Origin of the sequence: Phormidesmis priestleyi ULC007 (genome assembly GCF_001895925.1) — a bacterium.
Lineage (GTDB): Bacteria > Cyanobacteriota > Cyanobacteriia > Leptolyngbyales > Leptolyngbyaceae > Phormidesmis_A > Phormidesmis_A priestleyi_A.
The window spans coordinates 140,580-154,922 of sequence record NZ_MPPI01000012.1; the positions used below are offsets into that span (position 1 = coordinate 140,580).

Here is a 14,343-nt window from a genome sequence, read left to right on the forward strand (position 1 = left end):
AGTTAAAGCACACCCGGAGTAACCGTTATGGAACCCACTATCTCGCTCGATGCACAAGCCCTCAAAGCTCTGATCAAAGAAAGCGTTCGTGAAGTCATGCGCGAAGAGTGGTTCAAATTCTTCGACCTGCTGACTCCCCACGTAGACAACGAAGAGCAAGCCGCGATCGAAGCCTCATTCTCCCCAACTGATCACCCAGATACCGACTTCGTTGACATCACAAACTAGTTTGGCTTCTCGCCTACAATTGTGGCAGACACAATTTAATTTAAGCGGGCATCTCCGCTTGCAAGCCTCACTATGGATCTACGCAAAACCATCACAGCCGTTGTCCATCCTGGCGAACAGCGCGGCTACATTGCTGAATGCTTAGAGATTGCCGTCATCACTCAGGGAAATACCCTAGACGAATTGGTAGACAATCTACGAGAAGCGGTTGCTCTGCATTTAGAAGACGAGGATACTGCGCTGCTTGGATTTATTGAACATCCTGTCCTCATCGTCACATTTGAGCTACTGCCAGCCTATGCCTAAACCCAAAAGGCTTTCAGGGGCTGAGGTGATCGAAATTCTCAGCCAGTTTGGCTTTACCGTCTATAGCCAAAAAGGAAGCCACGTCAAGTTGCGTCGTGTCGGTATGAACGGCAATGAAACTCTGACGATTCCAAATCATCGCGAGTTAGACACAGGCACCTGCAAAGCTATCTTTCGACAAGCAAGCCAGTATATTGCTGAAGCAGAACTGCATCCTTACTTTTACAGCTAAGGGCGTTGCTTTTGGCACAGCAAAGCTGCCCGATAGAATGAATCAACAGCTTGAACGACTGGGAGTTAACTTGCAATGATTTCTCAAACAGAAAAAAATTACACCCTCGAAGAGTATCTGGAACTCGAAGCCAACTCCGAGGAGCGGCATGAATACATGGATGGAGAAACAATTCTAATGCCTGGTGGACTGCCAAATCATAATCGGATTGCTGGTAATTTCTATGCAGCCCTAAACTTTGCCTTGAAGCGGCAACCTTACGATGTATTCATCACCGATCAACGATTGTGGATTCCTCGCAAGCGCATCTACACTTACCCTGATGTCATGATCATTCAAGGAGAACTGCAACTTCAGGAAGGACGAAGAGATACCCTAACCAACCCGATAATGATTGCCGAAGTGCTGTCAAACTCAACGGAGGCTTATGATCGTAGCGGCAAGTTTGCAGCCTATCGCACCATTCCATCTTTTCAGGAGTATGTCTTAATCGATCAATACGATCGCCACGTTGAGCAATACTACAAAACCGAACCCCGCAAATGGATTTTTTCTGAGTATGACGGCGCAGAAGCCATCCTCTCGCTCAATTCCGTCCCTTTTGAAATCGCCCTTGCGGATCTCTACGACAAAGTAGATTTTGAGGCAGAATAACATCGCCCTTCTACGATCGCCTTAGTCAATCCAGGCGATGATGTAAATACATCACGCAAAATCCGTTTCTGCTTCTGGCACCCCTTAGGATAGTTACCAATGCGATTACTTTGTCTTAGCAATGGGCATGGAGAAGACGCGATCGCCGTTCGCATTTTGCAAGCCCTTGAGCAAGAAGGCTTTTCGCAGATTGAAGCACTGCCGATCGTGGGAGAAGGACACGCCTACGCCAAACTTGACATCCCGGTGATTGGCACTGTCAAAACGATGCCCTCCGGCGGCTTTATTTATATGGATGGACAGCAACTCGCACGAGACATTCAAGGCGGTTTAGTGCAGCTAACGTGGGCGCAGATTAAAGCAGTGCAGGCTTGGGCGAGAGAAGGCGATAGATTTATTCTCGCAGTCGGAGACATTGTGCCTTTGCTGTTTGCGTGGCTCAGTGGCGCACCTTATGCATTTGTGGCAACCGCAAAATCAGAATATTATTTACGTGACGAGAAGGGCTGGCTGCCGCGCAAATCGTGGTGGGACGATCGCTTAGAGCGCTGGACAGACTGCATCTTTCAACCTTGGGAACGCTGGCTGATGCGTCGCCCTCAATGCAAAGCGGTTTTCCCTCGCGATCGCATCACTGCCAATATCCTCAAGCGCTTCGACGTTCCAGCCTTTGATCTCGGCAACCCAATGATGGATGGATTGGCATGGCAGAACAATACAACCGATCCTTCAGTGTTGACGATCGCGCTGATTCCCGGCTCCCGTCCGCCCGAAGTCTATGACAACTGGGAAATCATTCTACGATCGCTAGATGGATTGCTAGAACACTTTAGAAAGCCATTGCAACTTATAACCGCCGTTGCACCTGGATTAGACTCCGAAAAATTGCATCAAATCCTAATATCTTATCGCTGGAAACGATGTGAAATCAATCACTATAAAATCGGTTTTGGTGAAAAACAAGCAACGCTAGAGTTAGCACCCAATCGATTTGCAGAATGTTTGCAGCGATCGCAGGTCGCGATCGCAATGGCAGGCACCGCAACCGAACAGTTTATCGGGCTTGGCAAACCCGCGATCATTATTCCAGGCAACGGCCCTCAATTTACCTCAGCGTTTGCAGAAGCCCAAACCCGCCTGCTAGGAGCCTCTGTGACTCTGGTCGAGCAGCCCAATCAAGTAGCAGGTGCGCTGCAATCTTTGTTGAGTGACCCCGATCGACTTCAGACGATCGCCGAAAATGGTCACCGCCGCATGGGAGAACCCGGAGCCGCCCATCGCATCGCTACCTGCCTGCTTGAAAAAATGGGCAGCTAGACTCTTAAAGTGCATCGCGCCTCACAAATCTTCAGGATCGACTCCTAATTCGCGTAACTTTTCGGCTAGACGCTGCGATCGCTGCCGTTCTTCGTTTGCCCGCTGCCGTTCTTCGTCTGCCTGCTCAGATCCCCACAGCAGTAACTCTCCTGATTCAGTCCACCAGCATAACCAATTTCCCGTCCGATCTTGCCTTGTGCCTTGCCAAACTCCTAAAAATAGTTGCACTTCAGGAACCCAGTAGCGCTGTTCGGAGTTGGGAAACTGTGGCTCATATAAGCCTGCACGATCGAGGTGATAGACTTCCAACGCGGCAGATTCTGGCTCGAAGATCACATAGCTAGGAACGCGAAGGACTCGTTCATAGAAGAACCATTTCCCTGGCGGGTAGCTGGGTTTGCTCGAATATTCGGTGCCTGGAGTCTCGGATAGAAATTCCATGACGATGGCAAGTTCATCTCCGTCAAGTCGTGGCGTGTAGCTGCGTTCTACTTGTTGAAGCGGGACACGAATCGCCGGGATCAGACTCCAGTCGGGAGCTTTGACGACCATTTTGCTGTCGATCGTGGCGCAAATTGCATAGTTGGTTGTAGTCGCGGCAGTGCCAAGTCGATCGTTGGCGGCGAGGCTTTCTGTGAGAGCGGCGGCGAGGGCGGGTTGAGTCCGATTATCCACAGGGTCGTCAGGTAGGGGATAGTCATCGGGAAGCTTTTCCCAAGTGACCACGAAGGAGGTTGACTGAGCTATCGTCATGGAAATTTCCTCATGAACGAGCGTTATTTTTCATTTTACGAGCTTGATGGTGCGATCGCTCTGCAAGCTCGCAAGAAGCGCGTTCAGTCTTCTCATATGGCTGACTCTCAAGCGGCGATAGGTTCGCAAATCGTCCCAATCCCTAAAAACAAGCGACAATAGAAGCGACAACGGTCACGGAGACACATCATGAGTCAAACCGTCCCAGAAAAAGTCCGGTGGACGACCTCCGATCTCGAACTGCTCTCCAACGACGAGTGGAAGCGCTACGAAATTATTGATGGAGAACTGTTTGTGACGAGAGCGCCGCACTTCAGACACCAATCCGTGATTCGGAACATCTGCACCGAACTCCAAGATTGGTCAGAAGAGACTGGACTAGGAGAAGCCATTCCCGCTCCTGGACTAATCTTTACCGAAGCCGATAACGTGATCCCAGATCTAATCTGGATTAGTGTCAATCGGCTCGATCGCTTCATGGATGCTGCCGGACACCTTACAGGCGCACCCGAACTGATCATCGAAGTTTTGTCTCCAGGCGCAACCAATGAGCGACGAGACCGAGAAGCCAAACTAAAACTCTATTCCATACAAGGCGTTGAAGAATATTGGATCGTCAACCGAGAACTTCAAGAAGTCGAAGTCTATCGTCAACAAAATCGCATCCTCAAACAGGTAACGATTCAATCTGCTCAAGATGAAATCACCTCTCCGCTCCTGCCCGGATTTCGATGTTTGGTGCAAAGGTTCTTCCGACAGATTGGGAGAGCGTGAGAAATTACCGCAATTCAGGCGAAGCGTTTCCTACAGAATTGCGCTGCCCGATCGTAGTAAGTCTCCATCTGATTAGCGGTTCCTGACCAACACGCCAATTTCGCGCTGAATCGGCAAGACATCCAGCACGTCAGTTTGGGCGCAGTATTTGAGATCGTCGTGGCAATCGAGACGCAGCAATCGCTTACCGTGACTCGCGAGATGAAAGAGTCCCAGCAAATTATCTTTCCACTGCTCATAAAGAGCGACGGCTGCGGCCAATTCATCATTTCCGGCAAGTTCTTCCAAAGTGCAGTTTAAGCCTGCTAAAAGACTGTGAGCGATCGCACCCGCACACACCGTATCTTCAAGCGCAAACGATCCTTCCCAGCCTGCACCAACAATCCAAACCGTTTCAGGACGCTGGCTCAACACATAATCTACGACAGCCCGGCGATTAATTAGCGCTGCCGCCAACACACTCGGAGATGCCTGAACGATTTCTAACGCGCGAGTGCCATTGGTCGTGCTCATAAATAAGCGCCGATCGTGCATTCGTTCTGAAGTGCAGTCTAACGGCGAATTGCCCAGGTCATAGCCTGCCACTTTACCGCCGCCTCGCTCTCCAGCTCTGAGCCGCTTTTCGGGTGCCCACGCTGCACTTTCTTGCATCAGCTTGTCAAGATCACTAAACACCTGAACCGCTTCTGCACCCACTGATAGCGCCTTCACGATCGTAGTCGTTGCCCTCAGCACGTCAATGGCGATCGCGCAATCGGCAACATTCTGAACAGGCGTTAACTCAGGCGTGTGATAGAGAAAAATTTTCATAGGGGGATGACTTGCAAGCGGCTGGTGTAGCGATCGGGATAACAACTCTTGACGTTGAGCAGAGACCCTGAGCGGGTTAATTCAGCCCTAATAGAGTCGCTAAGATATCAGAATAGCGGATGCTTGTGTTTGAAAGATCACGATTTCTTTAGGTCTTCTATAGAGTTAAAGCAATGGAGAGAACACAGACTGGCGTATTGCAATGATTCGTCAGACCGTCTTAGATTTCAACGCTCACCTGAGTATAGGGACATAGAGCTTACGACGATTTGCTAACTAACATTGCTTCCCCTGACATTCCTCCCTAAAATTAGACCAGCGCTGGTCGTTGAACTGGTTTAAAAATCTGCACGGGAGGACTTCATGACGCAACGCCCCATCATTCTTGGCATTGTTGGCGATAGCGCAGCAGGAAAGACCACCTTGACAAAAGGAATTGCCCAGGTGTTGGGGGAAGAAAACGTCACCGTAATCTGCACCGATGATTATCACCGCTACGATCGCACTCAACGGGCAGAGTTAGGCATCACTGCCTTGCACCCCGACTGCAATCATCTCGACATCATGCAGCAGCACCTGTCCCTACTCAGAACGGGGCAGCCAATTCTCAAACCAGTTTACAGTCACAAAACAGGCACCTTCGAGGCACCGAAATATATTAAGCCGAGCCAGTTTTTGATCGTTGAAGGGCTGTTGGGCTACTCAACGCGTGGCGTGCGAGATTGCTATGATGTCAAGGTTTATCTGGCACCGCCTGAGCCACTGCGAACTCAGTGGAAAGTCAAACGCGATACGCAAAAGCGGGGCTATAGTGCCGAACAGGTTCTCGCAGAGTTGCAGAAGCGCGAACCCGATTCGGATCAATATATTCGACCGCAGCGATCGTGGGCAGATATAGTAGTCAGCTTTTATCCACCCGATGATCAGTTGCAGGAAATGAATGGACACTTAAATGTGCGCTTGGTTTTGCGTCCGACGATCCCGCATCCTGACTTAAGCCAAGTCATTACGCCGTCTAATCCAAATCCGCCTCCCGCGATTCGATTAGGGCTTGAGCGAGATATGGGCAAACCCGTCGATGTGTTAGAGATTGACGGACACGCCACCAACGAGCAGGTGCGAGAGCTAGAAAAGTTTATCTGTAGCGAAGCGCCGCACTTATTAAACGTCTGCAATCGAGAGATGAACCCAGAGATCGGCAGAGTTGCCGGAACGACGGGAGAAATTATTCAAAGCTATCCGTTGGCGCTGACGCAGCTCTTGATTGTCTACCACATGCTCAAAGCAACGACGCACTAATGGCAAGGTATTCTCGTTCAGTGCAAATTCCTTGCAAGGGCTGATCCCAGGGATCGATCGCGAACTCAGAAACGACTGCAAACTCAAAGACGACTCCGATCGTGCGTTTGCCCTGCCACTCTGGGGCGCTGAGGAGACGATCGTAAAATCCGCCTCCATAGCCCAAACGATAACCTCGTCGATCGCAGGCCACGCAGGGAACCAAAATCAAATCAACGCGATCGGGTTCCACAATTGGACTGTCACAATGCGGTTCAACGATGCCATAAGCGCCAATCTGTGGCGGAACCGATAGAGTATGCCACGACAAAGACGACCCGACACAGCGCGGAAAGCCCCAGGTTTTATCGAGCGAAAAGAGTGCCCTGAGATCAGGTTCCTGTCTAAAGCTAAAGTAAGCCAGAATTGTATTTGATTGCTGAACGATCGATAAAGCGTTTAAATGGTGACAAAGCTGCTGACTCTTTTGCTGCCATTCTTTGAGTGAAAGCGATCGCCGTTTTGCTAAGAGCGATCGGCGCAATTCTGGCTTCGCCATTCCACCCATTTAACTTTCTTCCTTCAGCACGTATTGCGAATCATAATTCAATCTGTATGATCGCTCATATCCCATCTTATGCGGGAGATAGTCGGCATGAACACGCTCAATCTAGAGGCTCCGATCGCGAAATTTCAGCATCTTCAAGACGAATTGCGCGATCGCTGGCGCAAATCAGACGAGTTTGACATTAGCGATGCTGATATTGTCGTCATTCCCTCGATCAGCATCGACCAGCGAGAACTCCTGAAGATTGAGGGCTTTTCACACTATGAAGAACGGCTGCTGTTTTCTCTGATTCGGTTGAGAAACCCTCGGACGCGGCTGATCTATATCACGTCACAGCCGCTTCACCCCAGCGTGATCGATTATTATCTGCAACTCCTACCCGGAATTCCTTTTTCTCATGCCCGCGATCGTCTGTTGTTGCTCTCGACCTACGACAGTTCGACCAAGCCTTTGAGTCAGAAAATTCTTGAGCGTCCTCGACTCATAGAGCGAATTCGTCAGGCAATCGATCGCGATCGGGCTTACATGATTTGCTATAACTCCACGACTCTGGAGCGAGATTTATCAGTCGAGCTAGACATTCCATTATTTGCCCTTGATCCCGGTTTGCTGGAGTGGGGCACTAAAAGCGGCAGTCGCCAAATTTTTACCGAAAGTAGAGTTCCTCATCCCGATGGCAGTCTTCTCGTCCACAACGTTAAAGATCTGGCGATCGCCACCGCCGAACTCTGGGAACGGCAACCCGATTTAAAGCGCGTCGTCATTAAACTAAATGAAGGATTTTCGGGAGAAGGCAACGCCCTGCTAGATCTGCGTCCGCTTGCAGAAATTGCCCCCGGCTCGGCAACTCATAGCCAGCGCGTGACGACCATTCTCGACCAATTTCAGGCGCTTCACTTCGAGTCAAAAGCTGAAACCTGGGAAAATTATGGCAGTCGCATTCCAGAATTGGGCGCGATCGCAGAGGCGTTTATTGAAGGAGACGAAAAGCGATCGCCCAGTGTTCAGGGGCGGGTCAATCCCCTGGGAGAAGTCGAAATTCTCTCAACCCATGACCAAATTCTCGGCGGCCCCAATGGTCAAATCTACCTTGGTTGTTGCTTTCCCGCAGATGAAGCCTATCGATTGCGGCTCCAAGACTTAGGCTTGCGAGTCGGCAAAAAGCTAGCAGAGAAGGGCGTGTTAGAACGGTTTGGGTTAGATTTTGTCGCTGCTCGTCACCCCGATAGTGGGGAATGGGAGTTTCAAGCGATCGAGATCAACCTCCGCAAAGGGGGCACCACTCACCCATTTATGACGCTAAAATTTCTCACTAACGGGCGCTATGATCTCGCCAGTGGGCTATTTTATAGCCAGCAGGGGCGCGCCAAATATTACAAAGCAACCGACAACCTGCAAAGAGAGCATTATCGAGGCTTATTACCTAACGACTTGATGGACATCATCGCCTATCATCAGCTTCACTTTGACACCAGCACCGAGACGGGCACAGTCTTTCATTTGATGGGGTGCCTGTCAGAATTTGGCAAACTCGGCTTAACCAGCATTGGCAACTCACCCCAGCAAGCCGAAGAGATTTATCGGCGAGTGGTGCGGGCGATCGACGAAGAAACCAAACCCGACCACTCAGCCCACAACCTGGCAATGCACTGGAACAGTGGCTACTAAAAATCTGCCTCGTGCGGCAAATCGCAACTGATTCTTAAGTTACGGTCGATACCCAGAGAGAGGATGATAAAATTCGCAACAGGATCGGTGATCTCGTTCACCCCAATTGATTAAAAAATTCTTGTGCCCCTCGTCGCTTGTGCAATCCCCAAAAGCCCACAAGATCGAATTAAATAGCGATTATCCCTGTCCTTGTCGTCGTCGCGGACGCTTGACCCCGATTACCCTGACCGAAGCGTTTGGCTGTAGTCGCTGTCAGCAGATTTTTGTGGTCGAAGAAGGGGGCTACGTCATTGAGCAGCTTGCGACCACTTATCCCTATAAACGATCGTGGCGCTGGACTGGGCACCAGTGGAATGTGGTTCATCCCGGTCTAGGCGATAGCTATTTGCCTCTAGCCTTGGGCATTCTGCTCGTTTTGTTAAGCATTTGGCTACCTGTGGCGCTCAATTCTGGCACGGGTGGCAGCATCATCCTTTGGGCGATCGTGGCGCTGCTTTTGGCAGTGTTGCCTGCGCTCATGGTCTGGTTAGCTTATCGCCGTTAGCGCCATGACCCCCCAACCTTCTAGCCCTCCACTCGACCCTCTGATCGCCGTTCGCAATGCCTACCAATCGTCCTTAGAGATCTCAACGGCTAAGGGCACAGTTCGCAGTCGGGCAGTGCAGGCGATGGCAAAAGCTTTAAAAAGCCATCAAGACGACATTCTAGAAGCCAACACCCTAGATCTAGAAATGAGCCGCGAAATGGCGGTTCCAGAACTGCTGCTCGAATGGCTCAAACTAACGCCAGAACGAATTCAAAACACGATTCAGATTTTGCAGCATCTCAGCGAGTTGCCCGACCCGATCGGGCGTGTGATGACCGCAAACTTTCAGGTAGACCAGTGCCAAACTTATTCTCAGTTGATGCCTTTAGGCGTGATTGCGCTGGTCTATGAAGCGTTTCCAGATTTGGGCGCGATCGCCGCAGGTCTGTGCATTAAGACAGGCAATAGTTTGATTCTCAAAGGCGGAAGTGAGGCAAGTCACTCAAATGCAGCCGTTGCCCAAGCGCTTCAGTTTGCCATTGAAGATGCCGGATTGCCGCTGGACTGTTTACAGTCACTTCCTGCCGATCAAGGGGCATCGATTCGAGATTTGATCACTCAAGACCGCCACTTAAATCTGGTCATCCCTTATGGGCGACCAAGCTTGATTCAACAGGTGGTGCGCCAGTCTACGGCACCTGTGTTGAAGTCTGCGATGGGTAACTGCTATCTGTCTTGGTCACCTTCTGGCAGTTTAGAGATGGTTCGCTGGATGGTTCTTGACAGTCACATGAGTGAGCCTGATCCAGTCAACGCGATCGAGAAGGTCTTGATTCACCCTCAGCAAAATCCCTCCTCTCTGAGGATGCTCTGGGGCAGTTTAAGAGAGAAGGGATTTGAAATTCGGGGCGATGCTCGTCTAGTGGCTGAGTTCCCAGAATTACGCCTCGCTGAAGACTCTGAATGGAACCAGGCCTATCTCGATCGCATTGTCGCGTTTAGAACAGCCGACGACCAGAGCGCTGCCATTGACTGGATTAATCACTACAGCAGCGGTCACGCCGATTGTTTAGCCACCGAGTCTTATCAAGAAAGTCGAGAATTCGCTTTGGGGGTCAATAGCGCTTCGACCTATATCAATGCGTCTCCCCGTTTTTATCGCAACCCCAAACGAGGCGATGCCATCTTTTTAGGAATGTCCAATCAAAAAGGGCATCGTAGAGGGCTAATCAGTCTGGAAACGCTCACCACAACTAAGCACATCGTTCAGGGAACCGGACCGTTTTAAACAAGTTGACTATCAACGATGCAAGCAACCCTTGAGCAATTGACGGCGATCGCGATCTTTGCCAATCTGAAATCGATCGAATTAGCACGATTGCAGCCTTGTACCGAGGTGCGGCACTACCAGCCGGGAGAGACTGTAATGGGCGAAGGCGATCGCTTACCTGCAAAACTCTACGCGCTATCGGAAGGTGTGCTGCAAATTGCCAAAACAGCAACGACAGGCAAAGAAACCATCCTTCGCACCCTGTCGGCTGGCAATTTTTTTGCGGCTCCTGCCTTACTGGGCAATGGCATCGCTCCTGCAACCGTGACGGCTAAAAGCAATTGTTGGGTTTTGACCCTTGAGCGAGCGCCACTGCTAGAAGCGATTCAACACCATCCAGACATCGCGCTGCAAATGATGCAAGTGTTAAACCAGCGAATTCAACAACTCCACGAAACGGTTCACGGTCTGGTGTCAGAACGGGCGATTGTGCGGCTGGCGCAATTCATTCAACGTTCTGCCTTGCAGTTTGGAACGATACCCAGTGCATCAGGTCAGCAGTTAAAGGCAAAGCTCCCTTACTATCAAATCGCTCGCAGCATTGGCATTACTTACGAAGAGTGTGTCCGACTGTTCAAAAGCATCGGTGCGATCGTGACTTATCAGCGCGGCAAGCTGACCATTTTGGACGAGGAGGCATTAGGCGCAGTGGCTTCAGGGATAGAAGTTCTGCTTGATTCACAGAAGGGCAGTTAAGCGGGCTGGCAAAACTGAAAGGGCAACAATCGCCAAGAAACTCAGCGCACTCAACGTTTCTATTAGAGCAACCGTCTGAATTGGAGCCGTGCGATACCACGCTTGCTGCCAAACAATTAGCCCAAACTTGAGCAAGACGACACTCACCGCCAAGGCACTCAGCAGAGGCAAAATACCAAAGCCATAAAGTCCGCTAACCATTAGCAACGCGATCGCGTGATACACTCCTCCCGGTATGAGAGAACTAGTCTTCGATTTTCGCAATTTTACGGTGAAAATCGCGCTGCCAAAAAACAAGGTGTTGAGTGCCCACAAGCCAAAAACCAGGCTAGAAAGAGTTCCCGTAGTTGCAGCATAGGCAAAAGGTGCAGAGAGACAGACTGCCGCAAAGGTGACTAATTCGTTGACGATCGATTTCTGTTCGCGATAGAAAACAGCGGTGGCATCGATCAAAAAGGCAGCGATCGCACCCAAGTAAAGCCAAAGCAAAATTGGATGCTGAAGATAGAGAGCGATCGCGATCGCCAGTGCAACACTCAAATACAACCCGCCCCACACTAGGAACCGAGGTTTGAGACTGCGGCGCTGCTTAATCTGCAACACTAGGGGATGTTCTGCCTGAAATCCACAGAAAGCACAGACCAGCGCTAACGTGGTTGCCCCCGTCCAAGTTTGAGCGGCGGCGGCTCCGGTCAAAAAGGAAACCATCAGCACCACATAAACCCCATGCTCAGGAGAAAATGTGGGGTGATACCACTGCGATCGCACAGAACTAGATGCTTTCGCTGCGATCGCGGTTGAAGTTGTCGAGGTTGAGTCAGTCATCGGTTGATTGGGTCGCTAAATTCACCACTTGCTGTGCAAAAATGCCAGCGTTGAATTCGTCGTCTGTAAGGCATGGGGTGCATTGGCAGGCATGATGATAAAGACTCCCGGCTGTAAACGAATCTCGCGTCCCTCTAAGGTCAGAGTTCCTTGCCCTGCCACAACCATTACGGTGACATTGCGCGGTGATGTGTGTTCTGCGATCGTCGTTCCTGCTGCCAGACACATGAGGCTATGCTGGGTCTGCTCATCTTTGTGTAAGGGTTTGTTCCGCACTCCTGTTTCAGGATAGTCAGCCTGTTCATTGAGATCAGTTACGAGAGAAGTGATAGGTGTTGTAGGATTCATGATTGTTATTAAAAAATTACGTGAAGTGTTCTTTGCTAGTGAGCGATTACCCCTTCGGGGAACTGCAAAGCAACCGCGCAGAGGACGATGTAGCCCAAGTCTTGCTGGTATTGCTGAAAGACGCGACGCATTGCCAGCACTCGTTTTCGCAAGGGCGGCTGAGTCAAGATGTTCCACAAAATTTTCGCGGTGCCGATCGTGCCTTCATCCTGCAACATCCGCCGGGGATTTAACAAATTCATTGCGCCCATGTGGTGCTGCTGCACCGTCAGTCCAGCAGTTTCACAAGCAGCCATCCAATTCGCTTCTGAGAGGGGTGTCGAATTGACGCGAATCGCCTCGGCTAAAGCGCGATGAATTTCGGCTTCTCGGTCGTGAACCGCTAACTCGTGAGAAAGAAATTTTCCACCCGGCTTGAGGCGATCGTGAACACCCGTCAGAATTTTTGCTTTCCCACTCGGTGACTGCATCGTCAGAATGGCTTCTGCTAATACATAATCAAACTGTTCACTCAAACGATCAAGGTGAAAGATATCGCCTTCGATGATTTGAATCTGATTGCTTAACCCAGCCGCCGCAACATTGGCGCGGGCACGGACAACACTGTCAGGATTCTTCTCGATTCCAACGACCCGCAGGTTGTAGCGTTGAGCGATCGCGATCGCGCTATCGCCAAAGCTAGAAGCCAACTCTAGAACCGTTTCGCCCGGCTGAAAGCCTGCCCATTGAAACAGTTGCTCAGTGGCAACTCGTCCGCCCGGTCGCAATGTTTTCTTACCCGCAGCCGCTAAAAGCTGATGTCCTGACGCAGTTTCAAAATTGAGCTTTGTCTGAGTCATGGTCTTGACCTCACTGGTGAAACGAGCTGGTCTTGGGTCGAATGCAGTCAGAAAAGAGGATGGTCGCTCAGGGTTAGCCCCTTGCCGAACTCCCAGACCTCGGTTTGACTACTTCTTCACATTGACATGCTCTAGACCTGAGTACTATGAGGTAGCTCATACTCACCCCAGCAAATTTCTGGCAAAGTCGAAGTATCGACAGTTTCAAAAGAGAAGGACAGTGTTAGACATCGATGAAATGGGACAACGAGAAATTCAAGGCTTCCTGCAACAGGTAGGATACGGTCATCTTGGATGCATCCACAAAGGAAAACCCTACGTAATGCCAATGCATTATTATTTTGACGACCCAGCCATCTACCTATTTACGACCGAAGGCATGAAGACTCATGACATCGACACGAATCCAGAAGTCTGCCTACAGATTGAAGAAATCCACGATCCGCTTCATTGGCGCAGCGTGATTGTAAACGGTCGAGCCGATCGCCTCACCGAGCAGCAGGATATCGATCGGGCAATGCAATTCATCAAGGAGCGCAATCCAACCCAGATCAAACCGTAGCATGTGCCATCTTGCGCTGGTCAACACCCTGATTGATGGGCAAACGATCACGGAAACACGGTTTTCGCTTCAGGTGCGTGTCCTAGCTTAATGTAAGCCGCTGCTCTAAGAACAATTTGCGAGTAGAGAATCTTTTGAATCTCTAAGCTGGGCACACGACTCGCAGCTACCTTGTAAGCTGTGATTTCTCCTTCTAGACTCCAATCACTTTGGGTAATGTAGTGGTCATAGTCGTGCATCACCAGAAACGCAAACCCATAAAACGGGTTGGGATAGATCGAATTGTCATACCCCTCTTCGGCAGAAACCCAAAGATGACCTTGCTCAATATCAGCAAACATCTCAGCAGCATTTTTGTAGCGCAGGTCATCAGAAAATTGAGGATTGAGGGGAGTTTGCCGAAACTCTTGCATTAGCCAGTTGCATAGTTCTTGCTGAGTTGAGTCAGAAATCTGAACAGACTCACTGTCTAAATAGAGTTTGGCAAGGTTCTCAATTTTAGAAGTTGTTTGGGGTGCGACCTCTACTTGATTTAATCATTCAATCATGATATTACCTCAGTGATGCAACCAAGAGGGGTGAGTATGAGCGCTCAATTGTTAAGTCAGTCCGGGACACAAGTGAAG

Annotated in this window: 20 protein-coding genes; 13 read left to right on the forward strand and 7 right to left on the reverse strand. The window is 50.2% G+C overall.

Going from position 1 to position 14,343, the window contains the following annotated elements:
* The first annotated feature begins 27 nt into the window (after positions 1-27).
* The 5 genes from BRW63_RS13075 (at position 28) to BRW63_RS13095 (ending at position 2,737) form a co-directional block, all read left to right on the forward strand.
* Positions 28-228: a hypothetical protein gene (locus BRW63_RS13075; RefSeq protein ID WP_073071773.1), complete on the forward strand. Its 201-nt coding sequence runs from the start codon at positions 28-30 to the stop codon at positions 226-228.
* 72 nt (positions 229-300) lie between these two features.
* Positions 301-534, forward strand: a complete 234-nt coding sequence (locus BRW63_RS13080) for a type II toxin-antitoxin system HicB family antitoxin (protein ID WP_073071774.1) — start codon at positions 301-303, stop codon at positions 532-534.
* A complete protein-coding gene (locus BRW63_RS13085; protein WP_073071775.1) occupies positions 527-766 on the forward strand; it encodes a type II toxin-antitoxin system HicA family toxin in 240 nt (79 codons plus the stop codon). The genes BRW63_RS13080 and BRW63_RS13085 overlap by 8 nt, the downstream gene beginning before the upstream one ends.
* A 75-nt stretch (positions 767-841) precedes the next feature.
* Positions 842-1,420 (forward strand): Uma2 family endonuclease, encoded by a 579-nt coding sequence (locus tag BRW63_RS13090; RefSeq protein WP_073071776.1) that lies wholly within the window; start codon positions 842-844, stop codon positions 1,418-1,420.
* A 99-nt stretch (positions 1,421-1,519) separates the two neighbouring features.
* Complete coding sequence (locus BRW63_RS13095) at positions 1,520-2,737, forward strand: lipid-A-disaccharide synthase-related protein (RefSeq protein WP_073071777.1); 1,218 nt, start codon at positions 1,520-1,522, stop codon at positions 2,735-2,737.
* A 21-nt stretch (positions 2,738-2,758) separates the two neighbouring features.
* On the opposite strand, the gene BRW63_RS13100 is transcribed toward BRW63_RS13095, so the two are convergent.
* Positions 2,759-3,490 (reverse strand): Uma2 family endonuclease, encoded by a 732-nt coding sequence (locus tag BRW63_RS13100; RefSeq protein ID WP_073071779.1) that lies wholly within the window; start codon positions 3,488-3,490, stop codon positions 2,759-2,761.
* Positions 3,491-3,502: 12 nt separating this feature from the next.
* On the opposite strand from BRW63_RS13100, the gene BRW63_RS28290 reads away from it, so the two are divergent.
* Both BRW63_RS28290 and BRW63_RS13105 read left to right on the forward strand, forming a co-directional pair.
* A complete protein-coding gene (locus BRW63_RS28290; protein WP_181314379.1) occupies positions 3,503-3,652 on the forward strand; it encodes a hypothetical protein in 150 nt (49 codons plus the stop codon).
* A 27-nt stretch (positions 3,653-3,679) separates the two neighbouring features.
* Positions 3,680-4,264, forward strand: coding sequence for a Uma2 family endonuclease (locus tag BRW63_RS13105; RefSeq protein ID WP_073071781.1), 585 nt, complete (start codon positions 3,680-3,682; stop codon positions 4,262-4,264).
* Positions 4,265-4,336: 72 nt separating this feature from the next.
* On the opposite strand, the gene BRW63_RS13110 is transcribed toward BRW63_RS13105, so the two are convergent.
* On the reverse strand, positions 4,337-5,074 hold the full coding sequence (locus BRW63_RS13110) for a 2-phosphosulfolactate phosphatase family protein (protein WP_073071783.1): 738 nt from the start codon (positions 5,072-5,074) through the stop codon (positions 4,337-4,339).
* 363 nt (positions 5,075-5,437) lie between these two features.
* Here BRW63_RS13110 and BRW63_RS13115 point away from each other — a divergent pair, with 363 nt between their 5' ends.
* Complete coding sequence (locus tag BRW63_RS13115; RefSeq protein WP_073071785.1) at positions 5,438-6,373, forward strand: phosphoribulokinase; 936 nt, start codon at positions 5,438-5,440, stop codon at positions 6,371-6,373.
* Here BRW63_RS13115 and BRW63_RS13120 read toward each other — a convergent pair.
* Positions 6,354-6,911, reverse strand: coding sequence for a 5-formyltetrahydrofolate cyclo-ligase (locus BRW63_RS13120; RefSeq protein ID WP_073071787.1), 558 nt, complete (start codon positions 6,909-6,911; stop codon positions 6,354-6,356). The genes BRW63_RS13115 and BRW63_RS13120 overlap by 20 nt on opposite strands.
* 96 nt (positions 6,912-7,007) lie before the next feature.
* Here BRW63_RS13120 and BRW63_RS13125 point away from each other — a divergent pair, with 96 nt between their 5' ends.
* The 4 genes from BRW63_RS13125 to BRW63_RS13140 all read left to right on the forward strand — a co-directional run bounded on the left by BRW63_RS13125 (position 7,008) and on the right by BRW63_RS13140 (position 11,143).
* Positions 7,008-8,588, forward strand: coding sequence for a peptide ligase PGM1-related protein (locus BRW63_RS13125; protein WP_073071788.1), 1,581 nt, complete (start codon positions 7,008-7,010; stop codon positions 8,586-8,588).
* A 139-nt stretch (positions 8,589-8,727) separates the two neighbouring features.
* On the forward strand, positions 8,728-9,135 hold the full coding sequence (locus BRW63_RS13130; RefSeq protein ID WP_073071790.1) for a hypothetical protein: 408 nt from the start codon (positions 8,728-8,730) through the stop codon (positions 9,133-9,135).
* Between the two features lie 4 nt (positions 9,136-9,139).
* The gene (locus tag BRW63_RS13135) at positions 9,140-10,405 is read left to right on the forward strand and encodes a glutamate-5-semialdehyde dehydrogenase (RefSeq protein WP_073071792.1); all 1,266 of its coding nucleotides are present in this window, start codon (positions 9,140-9,142) and stop codon (positions 10,403-10,405) included.
* 18 nt (positions 10,406-10,423) lie between these two features.
* Positions 10,424-11,143 carry a Crp/Fnr family transcriptional regulator gene (locus BRW63_RS13140; RefSeq protein ID WP_073071794.1) on the forward strand — a complete coding sequence of 240 codons (720 nt, stop codon included), beginning with the start codon at positions 10,424-10,426 and terminating at the stop codon, positions 11,141-11,143.
* Here the strand turns inward: BRW63_RS13140 and BRW63_RS13145 are convergent.
* Genes BRW63_RS13145 through BRW63_RS13155 form a run of 3 tightly spaced genes read right to left on the reverse strand, consistent with a single transcriptional unit; the run spans position 11,126 to position 13,155 of the window.
* On the reverse strand, positions 11,126-11,968 hold the full coding sequence (locus BRW63_RS13145; RefSeq protein ID WP_083582907.1) for a YwiC-like family protein: 843 nt from the start codon (positions 11,966-11,968) through the stop codon (positions 11,126-11,128). The genes BRW63_RS13140 and BRW63_RS13145 overlap by 18 nt on opposite strands.
* A 21-nt stretch (positions 11,969-11,989) precedes the next feature.
* Positions 11,990-12,316, reverse strand: a complete 327-nt coding sequence (locus BRW63_RS13150; RefSeq protein ID WP_073071796.1) for a cupin domain-containing protein — start codon at positions 12,314-12,316, stop codon at positions 11,990-11,992.
* A gap of 35 nt (positions 12,317-12,351) precedes the next feature.
* Positions 12,352-13,155, reverse strand: a complete 804-nt coding sequence (locus tag BRW63_RS13155; protein ID WP_073071797.1) for an SAM-dependent methyltransferase — start codon at positions 13,153-13,155, stop codon at positions 12,352-12,354.
* Between the two features lie 220 nt (positions 13,156-13,375).
* Between BRW63_RS13155 and BRW63_RS13160 the strand changes: the two genes are divergently transcribed.
* Positions 13,376-13,717, forward strand: coding sequence for a pyridoxamine 5'-phosphate oxidase family protein (locus BRW63_RS13160; RefSeq protein WP_083582909.1), 342 nt, complete (start codon positions 13,376-13,378; stop codon positions 13,715-13,717).
* Between the two features lie 47 nt (positions 13,718-13,764).
* On the opposite strand, the gene BRW63_RS13165 is transcribed toward BRW63_RS13160, so the two are convergent.
* Positions 13,765-14,130, reverse strand: coding sequence for a hypothetical protein (locus tag BRW63_RS13165; protein WP_219898471.1), 366 nt, complete (start codon positions 14,128-14,130; stop codon positions 13,765-13,767).
* Positions 14,131-14,343 lie beyond the last annotated feature (213 nt).

Bases quoted from the DNA above. Each gene is read 5' to 3' on its own strand.
- BRW63_RS13075 (WP_073071773.1), top strand. From the start codon at position 28: ATGGAACCCACTATCTCGCTCGATGCACAAGCCCTCAAAGCTCTGATC.
- BRW63_RS13080 (WP_073071774.1), top strand. From the start codon at position 301: ATGGATCTACGCAAAACCATCACAGCCGTTGTCCATCCTGGCGAACAG.
- BRW63_RS13085 (WP_073071775.1), top strand. From the start codon at position 527: ATGCCTAAACCCAAAAGGCTTTCAGGGGCTGAGGTGATCGAAATTCTC.
- BRW63_RS13090 (WP_073071776.1), top strand. From the start codon at position 842: ATGATTTCTCAAACAGAAAAAAATTACACCCTCGAAGAGTATCTGGAA.
- BRW63_RS13095 (WP_073071777.1), top strand. From the start codon at position 1,520: ATGCGATTACTTTGTCTTAGCAATGGGCATGGAGAAGACGCGATCGCC.
- BRW63_RS13100 (WP_073071779.1), bottom strand. From the start codon at position 3,490: ATGACGATAGCTCAGTCAACCTCCTTCGTGGTCACTTGGGAAAAGCTT.
- BRW63_RS28290 (WP_181314379.1), top strand. From the start codon at position 3,503: ATGAACGAGCGTTATTTTTCATTTTACGAGCTTGATGGTGCGATCGCT.
- BRW63_RS13105 (WP_073071781.1), top strand. From the start codon at position 3,680: ATGAGTCAAACCGTCCCAGAAAAAGTCCGGTGGACGACCTCCGATCTC.
- BRW63_RS13110 (WP_073071783.1), bottom strand. From the start codon at position 5,074: ATGAAAATTTTTCTCTATCACACGCCTGAGTTAACGCCTGTTCAGAAT.
- BRW63_RS13115 (WP_073071785.1), top strand. From the start codon at position 5,438: ATGACGCAACGCCCCATCATTCTTGGCATTGTTGGCGATAGCGCAGCA.
- BRW63_RS13120 (WP_073071787.1), bottom strand. From the start codon at position 6,911: ATGGCGAAGCCAGAATTGCGCCGATCGCTCTTAGCAAAACGGCGATCG.
- BRW63_RS13125 (WP_073071788.1), top strand. From the start codon at position 7,008: ATGAACACGCTCAATCTAGAGGCTCCGATCGCGAAATTTCAGCATCTT.
- BRW63_RS13135 (WP_073071792.1), top strand. From the start codon at position 9,140: ATGACCCCCCAACCTTCTAGCCCTCCACTCGACCCTCTGATCGCCGTT.
- BRW63_RS13140 (WP_073071794.1), top strand. From the start codon at position 10,424: ATGCAAGCAACCCTTGAGCAATTGACGGCGATCGCGATCTTTGCCAAT.
- BRW63_RS13145 (WP_083582907.1), bottom strand. From the start codon at position 11,968: ATGACTGACTCAACCTCGACAACTTCAACCGCGATCGCAGCGAAAGCA.
- BRW63_RS13150 (WP_073071796.1), bottom strand. From the start codon at position 12,316: ATGAATCCTACAACACCTATCACTTCTCTCGTAACTGATCTCAATGAA.
- BRW63_RS13155 (WP_073071797.1), bottom strand. From the start codon at position 13,155: ATGACTCAGACAAAGCTCAATTTTGAAACTGCGTCAGGACATCAGCTT.
- BRW63_RS13165 (WP_219898471.1), bottom strand. From the start codon at position 14,130: ATGCAAGAGTTTCGGCAAACTCCCCTCAATCCTCAATTTTCTGATGAC.